The sequence below is a fragment of the Paenibacillus sp. 01T431 genome (genome assembly GCF_056398625.1).
Genome location: NZ_JBFTPT010000004.1, coordinates 327,555 through 342,434, shown reverse-complemented (window position 1 = coordinate 342,434; position 14,880 = coordinate 327,555). Strand labels below are relative to the sequence as shown.

15 protein-coding genes are annotated in these 14,880 nt (G+C 42.2%); 1 reads left to right on the top strand and 14 read right to left on the bottom strand.

Annotated features, from left to right (window positions below):
- Positions 1-53 precede the first annotated feature (53 nt).
- From AC1DM9_RS09295 to AC1DM9_RS09245, 11 genes are all read right to left on the bottom strand, one after another.
- On the bottom strand, positions 54-731 hold the full coding sequence (locus tag AC1DM9_RS09295; protein WP_477511848.1) for a DUF4166 domain-containing protein: 678 nt from the start codon (positions 729-731) through the stop codon (positions 54-56).
- A 25-nt stretch (positions 732-756) separates the two neighbouring features.
- Positions 757-1,662 carry a DoxX-like family protein gene (locus AC1DM9_RS09290; protein WP_477511847.1) on the bottom strand — a complete coding sequence of 302 codons (906 nt, stop codon included), beginning with the start codon at positions 1,660-1,662 and terminating at the stop codon, positions 757-759.
- Entirely contained in the window at positions 1,663-2,103 is a 441-nt protein-coding gene (locus AC1DM9_RS09285; RefSeq protein WP_477511846.1) for a thiol-disulfide oxidoreductase DCC family protein, read from the bottom strand.
- Between the two features lie 135 nt (positions 2,104-2,238).
- The gene (locus tag AC1DM9_RS09280; protein WP_477511845.1) at positions 2,239-2,877 is read right to left on the bottom strand and encodes a response regulator; all 639 of its coding nucleotides are present in this window, start codon (positions 2,875-2,877) and stop codon (positions 2,239-2,241) included.
- Positions 2,878-2,898: 21 nt separating this feature from the next.
- Positions 2,899-4,215: a sensor histidine kinase gene (locus tag AC1DM9_RS09275; RefSeq protein ID WP_477579598.1), complete on the bottom strand. Its 1,317-nt coding sequence runs from the start codon at positions 4,213-4,215 to the stop codon at positions 2,899-2,901.
- A 129-nt stretch (positions 4,216-4,344) separates the two neighbouring features.
- Positions 4,345-4,560 (bottom strand): cold-inducible protein YdjO-related protein, encoded by a 216-nt coding sequence (locus AC1DM9_RS09270; RefSeq protein WP_076265875.1) that lies wholly within the window; start codon positions 4,558-4,560, stop codon positions 4,345-4,347.
- Between the two features lie 45 nt (positions 4,561-4,605).
- Positions 4,606-5,694 carry a lactonase family protein gene (locus tag AC1DM9_RS09265; RefSeq protein ID WP_477579596.1) on the bottom strand — a complete coding sequence of 363 codons (1,089 nt, stop codon included), beginning with the start codon at positions 5,692-5,694 and terminating at the stop codon, positions 4,606-4,608.
- Between the two features lie 108 nt (positions 5,695-5,802).
- Positions 5,803-6,000, bottom strand: coding sequence for a hypothetical protein (locus tag AC1DM9_RS09260; protein WP_441882349.1), 198 nt, complete (start codon positions 5,998-6,000; stop codon positions 5,803-5,805).
- A gap of 24 nt (positions 6,001-6,024) precedes the next feature.
- Positions 6,025-6,744, bottom strand: a complete 720-nt coding sequence (locus AC1DM9_RS09255; protein ID WP_477579593.1) for a DsbA family oxidoreductase — start codon at positions 6,742-6,744, stop codon at positions 6,025-6,027.
- A gap of 152 nt (positions 6,745-6,896) precedes the next feature.
- Entirely contained in the window at positions 6,897-7,553 is a 657-nt protein-coding gene (gene sleB / locus AC1DM9_RS09250) for a spore cortex-lytic enzyme (protein WP_477579783.1), read from the bottom strand.
- Positions 7,554-7,861: 308 nt separating this feature from the next.
- Positions 7,862-8,659 carry a TerC family protein gene (locus tag AC1DM9_RS09245; protein ID WP_076265871.1) on the bottom strand — a complete coding sequence of 266 codons (798 nt, stop codon included), beginning with the start codon at positions 8,657-8,659 and terminating at the stop codon, positions 7,862-7,864.
- Between the two features lie 528 nt (positions 8,660-9,187).
- Between AC1DM9_RS09245 and xerS the strand changes: the two genes are divergently transcribed.
- The gene (gene xerS / locus AC1DM9_RS09240) at positions 9,188-10,282 is read left to right on the top strand and encodes a tyrosine recombinase XerS (RefSeq protein WP_477511863.1); all 1,095 of its coding nucleotides are present in this window, start codon (positions 9,188-9,190) and stop codon (positions 10,280-10,282) included.
- Between the two features lie 49 nt (positions 10,283-10,331).
- On the opposite strand, the gene AC1DM9_RS09235 is transcribed toward xerS, so the two are convergent.
- The 3 genes from AC1DM9_RS09235 to AC1DM9_RS09225 all read right to left on the bottom strand — a co-directional run bounded on the left by AC1DM9_RS09235 (position 10,332) and on the right by AC1DM9_RS09225 (position 14,756).
- Positions 10,332-12,140 (bottom strand): ABC transporter ATP-binding protein, encoded by a 1,809-nt coding sequence (locus AC1DM9_RS09235; RefSeq protein ID WP_477579591.1) that lies wholly within the window; start codon positions 12,138-12,140, stop codon positions 10,332-10,334.
- Positions 12,141-12,155: 15 nt separating this feature from the next.
- Positions 12,156-13,901 carry an ABC transporter ATP-binding protein gene (locus AC1DM9_RS09230; protein ID WP_339202625.1) on the bottom strand — a complete coding sequence of 582 codons (1,746 nt, stop codon included), beginning with the start codon at positions 13,899-13,901 and terminating at the stop codon, positions 12,156-12,158.
- Between the two features lie 312 nt (positions 13,902-14,213).
- The gene (locus AC1DM9_RS09225; RefSeq protein WP_076265867.1) at positions 14,214-14,756 is read right to left on the bottom strand and encodes an ADP-heptose synthase; all 543 of its coding nucleotides are present in this window, start codon (positions 14,754-14,756) and stop codon (positions 14,214-14,216) included.
- Positions 14,757-14,880 lie beyond the last annotated feature (124 nt).

The window sequence follows — 14,880 nt, the reverse complement described above, 5'->3', positions numbered from 1 at the left end:
TTATACAACGCCAAACACGAAAGTGACAAAAAGGAATAAACAGCAGTAGCCGTTTATTCCCTCTTCTCTTCACGTAATGGCCGAATTCCAATCGGAATCGCCTCATGCTCGCTATTCACGAATGAAGCTTGGAAAGAGCCTTCATAACGGAAAATTTGGCCAAGGATAGGGTTCCGAACGTCCACAGATATTTTGTAGCAGCGCTCCTCATCGTCATACCACTCATTCACTTCTGCTCTGCCAGTAAACAAACGAGGAAATCGAAATTGAAGCCACCCTTCATAGAAACGCTGCTCACCCGAAATGATTCGAATTCCACCCTTTGTGGAAACCGCAACATCCAAATCGACTGCTAAATGCTGCTTATTTCCTAAATAATCAACGATAATCTCTCTTTCTCCGCTATACACCATCGTTGCGTCAAAATGGCGGATCGTCCTTGGAAACTTGAATTTGCGAATCCACGTGACGGTTTCACGTCCGAATGCATCTACATATGCATAGTTTTCTATTGAAAACGGGATGTTTACGCCGCCTTGGGGGAACATGATGTGGCGGAGCGTTCCAATAAACAATGGCAGTGCAGCAAGTTTGTTGTACCAAATTAGCTGCATGACACCATGGCCTATGGACGCGGTACGATCTTGACTGCAAAAGCCAAAACGCTTCTGTATGCGAGGATGGAGCTTTTGAAAATCAGCTCCTAACGCTTGTTCATATATAGAACGCATCGTGATTTCCCCTTTTCTATTCTGTTTATTTAAATTGTCTTTTACAGCGGCTCGCTTGCGGCAAGTGACGTCTGCTTAAATAGGCTGTTAAGCCTAAACCAATCATTGGCAACGTAAGCGTAATTGGATTAAAAGGCGACTTCAGCAATTCTGAATAGAATAGAAGCGCTGGCATTGTTAATGAAATAAGTACCAATACGTGAATAATATAAATCCATTTTCTCCTATGGAAACAAGCGATTAGCACACCAAGTCCCATTTCTCCAATACCGATCAATTGAACCATTTGCAGCTCCATTCCTTTAAACCAACCCACCTGCCTCATCATTGTCAACTCTCCCGTTTCTGGGAACAAGAGCTTAGGCACAAGGCCTTCATAACACCAGAGCAGAACGATGAAGCAGACGCTCAAATAATGAAGCAAAGCTCGCTCTGCAACTACAGAAGGAGGAATACGTTCCTCAAGCCATATTCGCAATCGATCGAAGCTCCATGCGGTAGCCCAGCCAAATAGGGGTCGGAATACAAAGCGATCCAAAATTCGTCCTGCAATACCGAAACGAGTCTGATAATTAAATAATGTTATAAAGGACTGTTTGTCTCCAAGATCCTTGTACTTCCAATAACCGCCTCCGATTCGTATAAGCGAGATTGGCTGCTCTGAAGCAAAAGTTAACGTTGATACTCTTTCATTTCCATCTTTGAAAATTGTGCTGCTCGTTTCTCCTGTGCCTCTAATGTTTAGACCAAAGCCAATTCTCGTTTCATATTGGAATTTCTGGATGTCGGATTCACTATTTTTTGGAAAATATTGAATTTTCGAGAATCGGAGATCCCATTGCTCATGCAGCTGTGGGATTTGAGTATACGCCCACAGTTCATCCTGTGTTGCACGAATTTCAAGCTCGACGTAAATCGGTTTTCTATTCATTCATGCTCCTCCTATTCCATCGTCCAAAAATCTCTCTAATAACTCTGGTGTCGGGATGATGCACATTTCATGTTTCTCAAACCAACGATAGCGATTTCGCGCAATAATATGATAAACATAATTTCTCCAAGCAAGCGGTACGAAGCGAAACCAATACAACAACCTCCACCAGCCGTCAAGCTTGCGAAATACTCGAAGCGCCGCTTCGGATTTGGTATAGTACTGATTCGACTGCACCATTACAAACGTATCAAGATCATCTATAGGCAAATTTCCATCCTTAAGCAACTGCTGGCCAACAGGCGACTGAAGCGCAGCAAATCGAAAATATTTCTTTTTATCTCTCTTCACGACAAAGTGAGTAATTTTATTACATAACATGCAATTTCCATCAATGAGCAGCACAGCAGCTTCGTCGTTGTGTGAGGTTATTGCTTCCATGTTAAATCGCTCCCTCTCTCGTTTTATTTTAACCGCAAGCTGTATAGTAACGGCAGTTCCATCTTTCATAGAACGACAAACAAAGGGGTACTACGTTATGTAGTACCCCTTTGCCTTCTAGCTATGTAAAATAGGTTATTCCTTCTCATCCCGCTGGAAAAATCCTCTTCGCTTCACTTTTTCCACAGCTTCTTTGCTGCTGCGCACGCCAAGCTTCTTGAGCATTTTATTGACCTGATTTTTGAGCGTGCTCTCTGCCTTGTAAAGCTTCTTCTCAATTTGCGATTGCGTGTAGCCGGCTTCAATAAGCTCGAATACTTCACGTTCTGCGCCTGTTAATTCCTTAAGCTGCTCCTCGCGCTTTAGCCGAGTCAGCTCGTTAAGTAAAGCCTCCATAGGAGCAGAATGATGATATGCGTTACGAATCGTTTGCGGCAGCTCCTGAAAGCGTGTCTTCTCCAAATACTGTACAGCACCCGCTGTAAAGGCCTGAGTCATCGTCTGCTCATCATTTAATGACGTTAACATGATAATCTTGGCGGGAGAATGCTCATGCATAAGAATTGCTGTATGAATGCCGTCAAGCCTGCTGCCCTCCAGCTGAATATCCATTAGTACAACATCAAACGTAAGCGTGTGTGCAAGATTGATCGCATCGGTAGAATTAGTTGCCGTTCCTACAACAAGCAAATCAGACTCTTTATTCAAAAAAGTAGTGAGCGCTTTAATCCAATCCGTGTCATCCTCAACGATAAACACTTTGATATGACTCAAGGTTGCTCCCTCCTTCTCTACTCATTTTAAAATCTTTTTTCGCGGCCATATTAAGGCTGCACGTGTTCCTACACCTTCTTGGCTGGTCAGAATGACCTTTGCACCGCTCTTTTGCATAACATTATATACATAAGATAAGCCGAGTCCGAAATTCCGTCCACTTTTCCCACTGCTATAGAAGGGATCAAACACCTGGCTTAACTTCTCCTCCGGGATGCCCATGCCACTATCCTGCACAGAAAGCTCCGCCCCATTCTTATACGCTGCAAGCCTCACTACAATAGCTCCCCCATTTGGCATTGCATCACTTGCATTCATGAGCAGGTTACCAAATGCCTCGCTTATATGAATGGGATCACATTGGATGATAGGACGCAGCTCATACTTCGCGGTTAACGAAATTCCTTTATTTTGCATCAGACCCTCATGCTGAAAAAGAACTTTTTCGATGAGCTGATCGAGCTGAACCGCCTGCTCTTTCAGGGTAATGTCCTTTATTTGACTATGAATACGGCTGATCATCTCAAGCATATGATTGGATGCATTCGTTATGATCTGCATATGCTGCATAGATTGCTCATTCGATTCAGGCAGCAGATTTCTTAAATTTTCCGTACTGATGGCTATTTTTCCAATTTCATTTTTTATCGTATGATTAAGCATCGTAGTGCCAGTGCTAACTGCTCGCATCGTACTTTCCATTGGATCATGCTCAAAGCGGAGTTTAACACCAAGAACACCATACATGAAGGTACATAACAGCGCGACCGACAACGAATAAATCATAAAGACTGAAATATAATTAAAAAATTCAAAATCCGGCGTAATCACCTTTGCCACATATATGAAGATTAGAACAGCAAGCAGTGTTGGAACCATTATGATTGTGGTGATAAAGCGACTTCGCTTTATCCTTGCATCACGCTCTTTCCAAAAGGATGCGACTAATAAATAACAGGAAATTATATAATAAGGTGCGCTCCATAGCAGCAAAAGGTTAAAAAACCATTGCACATCAGAAGAAATCATAACAAATAAAGCCATCAAAAAAATCGGAATGGAAAGATAAAATTTCAGTTTTTTTCTCATTCGGTTATGGTCTAGAACAGACGCATAAAGTAGGCAGAATACGAAAACAGCATAAGGCGTGAATGTATAATTAAGAAATTGCAGTAGATCAGTTATTAAGAATAAACCATAGTCTATTAATACTTCTGAGAGTCCGCCAATTGAAGCGCTGAACAAAAATAAAGCAGCCCAGCGATTCGATTCGCTCCTGCGATTATTTAAGATGACAATTACGGCTGCCGTAAATAATGCGACAAAATAAAACAGCATATAGGGTACCATCCTGTCATTGTTTGTATGTCTATCCTACCATATTTTTAGTCGAACGATTCCGCTGTGCAATAAAAAAATCCCGATCCAGCTCTTATGAGAGGATTGGGATTTTTTTGAATAAACATTTTAGTAGTCCGATTTCGGCTTACGTGGCTGAGGTTTCGGCTTATTCTGAACGGCTGGCAAATGCCTCATGCTTCTGAGCATTGGTCCTTTGCAGATCGGACAGGTTTGCTCCGTTGCAGCAAACTCATCTCTAACCCATGCCTTGCAGTCCGGATTTTTACATTTGAAAATTTTGGTCGCCTTTAATTTCGGTTTTTCTTCTTCGCTAGTTGCCACGCTTCTGTATTCCCCTTTTCTCTCTATGCTTACGTCATTAATTATTTACATCGTTAAATAAACAGGGATTACACAAACTGGCTTAGATAACGATACGCTATTCCCAGTGAAGGCCAATTGTCCACTTGATTTATTAACTTTGAATGTAACGATATTGTTTGTGTCTCGGTTTGCAGCAAGTAAATAATTGCCGTTTGGCGTCAGTGCAAAATGACGTGGATGTCCGCCTTCAACCGAAATGTGCTGAACAAGCGACAAAGCACCCGTTTGTTCATCGATTGCGAAAACAACAATGCTGTCATGACCGCGATTGGAACCATATACATATTTGCCGTCTGAAGATACTGTAATTTCAGCACAAGAGTTTTCACCTTCAAAATCCGACGGAAGAGTGCTAACGGTTGCTAAAGTCGTCAACTGGCCGATTTCTTTATCGTATGTAAACGATGTAATTGTTGAATCCACCTCATTAATGACATAGACGAACTTACCATTCGGATGGAACGACAGATGACGCGGCCCTGCTCCCGGATGCAAAGAAATTTCGGCATGGTGAATAAGCTTATGATCAGCATCATCCAAGCGATAAGTGACAATTCGATCCAGTCCCAAATCAGAAACGAACAGGTATCGACCGTCAGGGCTGTAGAACGAGGAATGCGGATGCGGACGATCCTGGCGTTCTGGATGCTGACTGCTTCCAACATGTTGTTTCACATCAAGCTCTTGATCGATAGCGCCCTCTTCTGTGATGCCAAATAGTCCAATCATGCCGCCATGATAGCTAGTAACCGTCAAATAACGGCTATTCGCATCACGCTGAATATGACAGGTCGTCGAAGCAACCGTCTCTTTACGGTTTATGAGCCGTAATGAGCCCTCCTTGGTATCAATGGCAAATGCCGCAGCCTCTCCAACCTTAAGACCTGATTGATTCACGGTTTCGGAGATCGTATACAATAGCTTGCGGTCTGCATCTACATTGAGAAACGTCGGATTTTTAAAATCAGCAACCGCGTCCGTCAACGTTAATGTACCCGATTGCTCATCGAATGCATACACGTACACGCCATTCTCCTCTGCTTCTGCATAAGAGCCTGCGAACACAAGAAGACGTTGTTGTTCATTTGTCACGTTTAAAACCCCCTAAGTATTTGCATGTCGTCGCTTCTTAACGAACGTCTGACTTTTATACCGTTATCTATTATAAGTTGTGAAAGCTAATCCGACAAATACGTTTTTTCATAAGATCGTTTTACGATTCCAGCTGCTGCCTGTCCAGACAACAAAGTCGCCGAGGATTACACCCTCAGCGACTTTCGTTAATGGCACTTCAATACTTTTTTCATTTATTAAAATAAAAGCAGACATGCGAGACAACTCGATAATTTTACCAATTCGCTCAATTTGACAGTTGCTCCTTAGAGTTGTTTCCTCCATGAAATGTCCGCCCTTCGTAAGCTGTTACGACTTTGATGGATCAGGAACACAATAACCATCCGTACATGTAACATCAGCGTCCCCTTCATTCACTTGAATAAAGGTTGGATGTTTTTCTTCCCACGCTTTATTTAATGTGTCCAAAAACACTTCAGGCGATTGTGCGCCGGAAACAGCATATTTACGATCAACTACATAAAAAGGAACACCTCGAATGCCGAGCTTGCTGCCTTCCTCTTCTTCTCCACGGACATTGTCAGCGAATTGGTTAGACTCAAGCATTGCAGCTGCTGCGGCAGTGTCAAGCCCAACTTCAGCAGCGATTTCAACAAGGCGCTCGCGATTGCCGATATTTACGCCATCTATGAAGTAAGCTTTAAACAATCTCTCGGAAAGTTCCTTTTCCTTGCCCTGCTCAGCAGCAAAGTGAATGAGACGATGTGAGTCAAACGTATTTGTAGAAACTGTTCCTTCAAAATGAAAAGTGATTCCTACAGCTGCAGCTTGTTCTGCTACGTTAGCCGTTGTTTCCTTTGCTTTCTCCACGCTCATTCCATACTTCGTTGCAAGCATGCTGTATGTGCTTATATTTGAATTAGGATCAGCACTTGGATCTAGCTCAAAACTGCGGAATACGATTTCGATCTTGTCTTTATGCGCAAATTTTGCAAGCGCGAGTTCGAACTTCCTTTTTCCTATATAACAAAACGGACATACATAATCCGACCAAATTTCAACTTTCAATGTTGGCACCTCCAGAATGTTTAAAAAAAGTATGATACTATCTTTCTTATTGTAACATGATTGCATAACTTTTTGAAAACATCTCGCTGGCAAATATGATAGATACAAAAAGATTCTTATCGCAAGTTACATTGTCGATAAGAATCTTTTGTTTATACTGCAAATATATGACGTCCAATTTTTCCGGTTTGCTTGCGTGACCAAATCCATTCAGAGGTAGCTGTTTCTGGATTAAAATAATAAAGAGCTCCACCTGTTGGATCATAACCTTTGACAGCTTCCTGTGCTGCTTGATAGGCAAGTTTGTTTGGAGTAAGATTATATTGTCCATCATCAACGGCAGTAAATGCTCGCGGCTGTTCAATAACGCCTCTAACTGTATCTGGGAAACTGGACGATGCCAATCGATTCATAACGACAGCTCCAACTGCAACCTGTCCTTTATAGGATTCACCACGTGCTTCTGCATAAATAATTCTTGCCAGCAAATCAAGTTCTCCTTGATTCACGGATACACTCTTAAGTGTTTTCCAGGTCTGTGCGCCTGCGACACCGTCGGAAGCCACACCATAATCCTTCTGAAAACGTTTGAGTGACTCTAACGTTGTTGTGCCAAAATAAGCCGTTACGTCTTTATTAAAATAACCTAGCGTTTTTAACCGATATTGCAAATCCGGAACATCGGGTCCTGAGCTTCCTACCTTTAATGTAGCAGGCGGAGCAGCATGAGCAGCTTCGAGCGGAACCGAAAATACCAGCATAAATATAATAATAAGCGCCATACTATGTTGTATGAATTTAGTGTTCATCATTTAAGAATGAACCTCCTTTTTCTATAGCGTACATACAAATTGTCCGCAATTTGGAAGAAGATTGGCAACTCTTCTACAGACTCGTTTGAGTTTAGCACAGTTAAAATGGAATTGTAACCGAATTTGCAGAATTGCATATATTTACTAATTTACAACATCGCAAAAATCTGAATCAAATAATGAAGCAATCTTAACGGTTTAATGTGACGTAATATAGAGGAATTCGGAACATTTATAAGCTAATAAAAAGAAAAAAACTGTTGAGTTTCCTCAACAGTTTTTTTCTGATTTATATTGAAAATAGATTAGTTGTTATTTGTAGCTACCTTACCGTCATTGGATTCCTCTTTGTCGCTCGATAGGAACCAACCTATAACCGCGATCAAGACAAGGACAACATAGAAGGTAATTTTCCAAGCTGCTGAATGGGAGAATGATTCTGGAATGATCCCCAGTTTAGGGTGAGACAATGTGACAACAGCCAGCTTGACGCCTACCCAACCTACTATAACGAATGCAGCAACTTCAAGTCCAGGCTTGCGCTCTAGCAGCTTCACGAAAGCTGAAGCAGCGAAACGCATAATGATTAGACCGATGAAACCACCGATAAAGATGACTGCAAAGTGACCGCCATCCATTCCGCCTATTTTCGGCAAATTGGTCGTTGGCAGCGCCATTGCAAGCGCAACAGCTGCCAGGATGGAATCTACTGCAAATGCGATATCCGCAACTTCTACCTTTAATACGGTAAACCAGAAACCACTCGCTTTTTTGGTTTCTTTTTTGTCTTCTGTTGCATTATCGACATGCTTCTTGAAAATGACTTTTCGGAAAATATGGTTTAGCGCAATGAACAATAGGTACAACGCGCCAATTGCCTGTACTTGCCACACTCCAACCAGAAAGGAAATAGCGAATAACGAAGCAAATCTGAAAACAAATGCCCCTGCTAAGCCGTAAAACAATGCTTTCTTCCGTTCTTTCTCCGGCAGATGTTTGACCATGATAGCCAGCACAAGTGCATTGTCTGCAGCGAGCAAACCTTCAATTGCAATGAGGATGAGCAGAACCCATCCATATTCCATTAACAAACCAAAATCCATACAAGATTCCTCCCTTTCGACTCTGCTTAAGTAAATTTAACTTGTGCTTACACCCAAAAAATAGACCTTTGCCGACTAGTGGCAAAGGTCTCGCTAACAACGTTAAGTTGCCAATAAAGCCGGAGATCGTTAGATTCTCGTAATGACGACTTTACTGTAGCAGCTACTCCCCTTTGGAATGAAGCACGATGAAGTTATAAAAAGGTATACGGGCTGTTTATTAATGGGTTTCAAAAATAAAAAATAAAATAAATGAGATATTATTTTGTTTTTTTTAGAGTGACCATTATATAAATTCTTATACATCCAAACACCATAATCAACGTATGAGGGTCATAATGAGAAGATGTCTCTGAGTAGAGAATTCTTTTTTTGCCTATTACCCTTTTATGACGTTGTACCCCCTTACTCTAATTGTTACAATATAACTATTCATCTGGTTGTTATTACAATTTGTTAACATAATTATTATTATGTTTATTAAACGCCATTAATTATTCGCACCATTAATTTTAGGAGTGACTCGCCATCAATATTATTAAACAAAAAGATCGTGAAGAGCTCGACAAGAAACTTCCTACGATGCCTTGGTATATTGAAAAATTTATTAATTACAAACTTCCGGATTTATCTCCTTCATCGCTCGTCGAATATATGAGAGACTATGAAACCTTTCTTAACTGGTTAATGGCAGAAGGCCTTTCTGAAGCAGCAAATATTAGAGATGTAGCTTTGCTTGAACTGGAAAAGCTGCATATGGACAGTATAGACGGCTTCCGTATGTATTTATCGACTCATAAAGTGGAGCGAAACAGTAAAACGACGATCTCACGCAAGCTTTCCTCCCTCCGCTCGTTATTTCATTATTTAAGTCAAATTGCAGAGGATGAGGAGTTTTATCCTCTGCTCAAACGGAATGTTATGGCAAAAGTTACGATTAAACGTACGCATAAGCCGAAGGATACAGCCGCAAAGCTTGAGGGAAAGCTGCTTCAAGAAGAGGAAATTTCCGAATTCATGGCTTATATTAAACAGCATTATGGGACGGATGTTGCCAAAAACAAGCAGGCACTTTACGCATACGAGCTTAATATGATAAGAGATGCATGTATCATTAGCTTTATTCTACATTCAGGCTTGCGTGTATCTGAACTCGTCAATTTGAACGTCGATGATATCGATCTCAAGAAGAAGCTTTCCTATGTATATCGCAAAGGTAAAAATGACGATACGTTTAAAACTCCTGTATATTTTCGCCAAGAGGCGGTTGAGGATCTGCAAGCTTATTTGACTCTTAGGGAACTCCGTTACAAGGCGCCAAAAAGAGAAAAGGCTTTGTTTCTGGCTGTTGCTAATGGAAAAAACGAGGGTTCGCGCATGACGAAGCGAGCAATTCAAGAAATGGTCCTGAAATATGCCAAACGCTTTGGAAAACCTTACTTATCCGTACATAAGCTCAGACATAGCTTCGCCACGGACTACTATCTGCGAAACGACATCTACAAAACCCAAGAGCAGCTTGGGCATGCTTCGCCGGAAACGACGCAAATTTATGCGCATTTAACAGATAAAACGATGGCACAAGCAATCGATCGTACAAAAAAAGAGGACGAGTCAAGCTAGCGCATTTTTTGCGTGAGCCTGACTTGCCCTCTTCTTTTATTTCATGCCATTAAGAACTAGTTTGCAAAATAACAGATTCCTGCATAGACAGCTGTGTTAGAACAAGATTGGAGTAGATGCCGCCTTTCTTCATCAGCTCCGAATGCGACCCCTGCTCGGCTACTCTTCCGTTCTCAATGACGAGAATAAGATCAGCATCCTTAATGGTGGATAGTCTGTGCGCGATAATAAACGCCGTTCTTCCTGCTAGCAGCGTGTGCAAAGCCTCTTGAATATGCTGCTCTGTTTCCATATCTACGCTGGAAGTAGCCTCGTCTAATATGAGTATGCCGGGATCTGATAGCAATACACGGCCGAAAGCGAGCAATTGCCTTTGGCCTACCGAGAGTTTTGAGCCTCTCTCCTCCAGCTGCGTTTGATACCCGTCTGACAGCTTGCTTACGACTCTGTCTAGCCTTACGCTCTCGGCTGCTCTAATCAGCTCTTCCTCTGTTGCATGGTCGTTGCCATAACGCAAGTTCTCTTCTACCGTACCCGCAAAAATAAATGAATCCTGAAGCACGATTCCCATTTGCTTGCGTAGAGATTCGAGCGTTGCCTGCTTGACGTCCATCCCGTCGATTCGCACGGTACCGTCAGTAGCATCGTAGAAGCGCATCAAGAGATTAACGATCGTGCTTTTTCCAGCGCCGGTTGGCCCGACTAAAGCTACTCTTTGACCGGGCTTAACGAGAAATGAAACGTTATGAAGCACATCTGGTTTATTTTCCTCATATCGAAACGAAACATTATCAAACTCAACCTCACCGCGAACCTGCGGCAGCTCTGAAGCATGCTTGCTATTTTTCACCTCTGGATCGGTATCCAGCACTTCAAAAATACGCTCGGCAGAAGCCATAGCTGACAACAGCTGGCTATAAACCTTGGATAAGGCGCTCAGCGGCCCCCAGAAGCGCCATAAATAATTAATGAACGCCATAATAAAACCAAGCGTAAGCGCGCCTTCAATGACCTTCGTGGCTCCGAACCAAACTACGATACAGGTGCCCAGCATTCCGATCATTTCAACCAGTGGATATACAGTCGATTCCAATGTAATTGCACGCATAAATGCGCCTTTGTTGCGGGTATTTATGCCTTCAAATCGCTCATTATTTGTCCGCTGGCGTGAGAAGGCTTGAATGACTCGAATGCCCTGTATCGTTTCGTTCACATTACCGTTAATCGATGACATTGTTGAGCGAGAACGCGACCATGAGCCTTCAATTTTTGGACGGAGTTTTGCAACGATGAAATAGAGCAGCGGCATCATAATAAATGAGAGCAAGGCAAGCTGCCAATCCATCCAGATCAAAATGATGACGATGCCAAGTAAATGCGTAACCTCCATCACCATCGTTATCAAACCGCCGTTGATTAGCTCGCCAATTGCATTTGTATCATTCGTAATTCTGGACATAATTTTACCAGCGGGACGTCCATCAAAAAAACGAAAGGACAAGGTTTGCAAATGATTAAATAATTGCTGACGAAGATCAAACAAAATACGTTGTCCTGTAAAATTGATCCATCTGGTATGCATATAGCTAAACAACCAGCCTATTAGCTTAACGCCCAGCAGAATAGCACCCAATACATGGATAACCGAATAATCTTTTTGGTTTATGCCTTTATCGATGATGTACGCAAGAATAATTGGTTCGGATAAGCTTAATAACATATTAATAAGCACTATAATAATGACCCACGTCATTAATTTGCGATAAGGGATAAGATATTGAAGCATACGCCGCATGTATTTCCCATTAAACGGCTTCTCTTCTACATCAGAATCCATATCCCACTCCACTTGACTCATGATTTCACCTCTCTTCTATTGATGTGCGATTTGCTTCTGTCTATCAAACAATTGACGGAAGAAGCCACTGCCTTCGTTTAGTTCCTTATGTGTGCCTTCTTCAGCCACACGGCCATTTTCAAGCACAATAATACGGTCCGCATGCTGAATCGAGGAAAGCCGCTGCGCGATAATAAATGTCGTACGACCCTTCATGACTTCTAATAAAGCTTCATGAATAGCTGATTCTGTAGCTGTATCTACACTTGCTGTCGCTTCATCCAGTACTAGAATTGGCGGATCCATTAAAATCGCACGAGCAAGCGCCACACGTTGTCTTTGTCCGCCAGAGAGCCCGACACCCCGCTCACCGATTCGCGTATCGTAGCCGCTTGGCATGCTTTCGATGAAGGAATGGATTTGCGATTTGCGTGCTGCCTCCTCAATTTGCTCCTGCGTCGCATCCGGATGACCGTAGGCGATATTATCTCTAATCGATGCTGAGAACAAGAAGGTCTCTTGCGGTACAATACCTATGCTTCGCCGCAGTCCATCAAGCTCATATTCCCGCACATCTACACCATCAATGAGTACACTGCCACCGGACACATCATAATAACGAGAAAGCAAGCCAATTAGACTGCTTTTTCCTGAACCCGTGGCACCAAGTACACCGATCACCTCACCTTGCTTCACTTGGAAAGAAACCTCATCCAATATCGGCTTATCCTTCGCTAAATCCTGATCGGAGAAGAAGAATGTTACGCGATCAAAAACGACGTTGCCGTGCATTCCGTCCGTATTTATTGCTTGTTCAGGGGTTTGAATATCAACCGGTGTGTCCAGCACTTCAAATACACGTGGAGCTGCTTTAATCGCTTGCTGGAAAATATTAATTTGCCAGCCTAGCATATTCAGCGGCCAAATAATGCCCCATGTGTACCATTGAAACGCCATAAAGGTACCAATCGACATTTCTTCCCGAGCAACAAAAATAGCACCGATCCAGATCATCAAAACAAACGTGAGTCCTCCGTAAAAGCCCATGAGCGGAAATGCTTTTGCCTCCAGCCTTGCCCGGTCCATATTTGTATCGAAATTTTGCTCATTTCGCTCAGCGAATTTCCGTTGTTCGACAGACTCCGTTGCAAAAGATTTGACAACTCGAATGCCTGAAATATTTTCTTGCAGCGTAGTCGTTAAGCGCCCCATTTGTTCACGAATATTGGACCAAGCTGGTCCTACTTTGTGGTTAAAGCGAAATAACACGAACAAAATAAAAGGAATGGTAATTAAGCTGATTAAAGTTACTTTCCATTGCATCGTCATCATGAAAATTGTCGTTCCGATAAATGTCAGCATGCCAGTAAATAGGTTCATCGCTCCAAACCCGACAAAGTTTTTTACCGCATCAATATCCCCAGTCATTCTGGACATGAGCTGACCAGTCTGCGCACGGTCATAATAAGAAAATGATAACCTCTGCAAATGCTCATAAAGCTCTTTCCGGAGTTTAAACACGACATTTTGACCGACCAGCTCTTGGGAATAACCTTGTATAAACATGCCTAAGCTCTTTAAAGCTTGAATGCCTGCCAAAGCAAGTGTTAATCCGATCACGACAGACATATTGCTTTTTCCGATTCCTTCGTCAAATATTTTGGCTAATACCCAAGGAGCTACCAAATCGAATATCGTCGCAAAAATCATAATGATAACCGCTGTAAATACCCATTTGGCACTCGGTCTTACATAAATCATCAAACGTAACAGCGTTTTCATTGGATTGCCCCTTCCCCTATAGGAAACAAAAAAAGACCTCAAGCCATAATCGGCTTGAGATCTTCGTATAATAGCGTGCAACGGTCAAAAAAGCTGCGTTGACACCAATGAACGAAGGCAGCCCGATCGGCATGTTTGAACAACAAGATGGAAATTCATGCTAAACTGCGCGCCTTCGACATTCATTCCAATCTGATTGAAAAACATTCGTGAGCCCCCCTTTTCGTATCCATTTGATCATATTTTCCTAACCCATCCAAATCTTAACACCTGTTTCTGCCTTTGCGCAAGAGGTTTTTACAAAAAAATGATTTAAAACCTGTCCGACTCATTCGGCAAATCAAAGTCGCTTGAGGAGATGCCTTCCTCTACCGCAAACTCAAAATCCTCAATATCGTAAATTTGTACAGGGACCTCTGCTTCTATCAGCTTATCTTGAAACTCAAACTGATCCGACAGCAATGGGACTTGCAGCTTCAGCCCTGTTAACAGCAATTCCGTTTCGATCGGATCGAACATCTCGCCATAATGGGCATTATCGACAGCATGCACGACCGTAAAATGAATCGTATCATTTAGAATGAGCGGAGAGCTTTCTCGCCAAGGCACTTGCATGGCCTTTTCAATTTTTTTGCGATTAAGAGCATCCTCAAAAAAAGCAATAAGTTCATTTATTTTGGTTTTTACATGCCCATCGTCATCTGGATCATCCATGACAGGTTCAACACCGTCTCTCATTTCATACAGCTCAGCTATGGATGAATAAGGTACGACAAAATCAATTGGACGACTCGGTACAAGAAGATGTCCATACGTTGCCACCAGTACTGCCTCTATTACAAAACGTCGCCGCATGTGATCTCCTCCTATCATTTTGTGAAATAAAGCTAGTTTCATAGAACCGGTATACAAATAAGAATGGTTACACATTATTATACAATAATATATTGCATGTACACGAGAGCCATAAATCCAGATT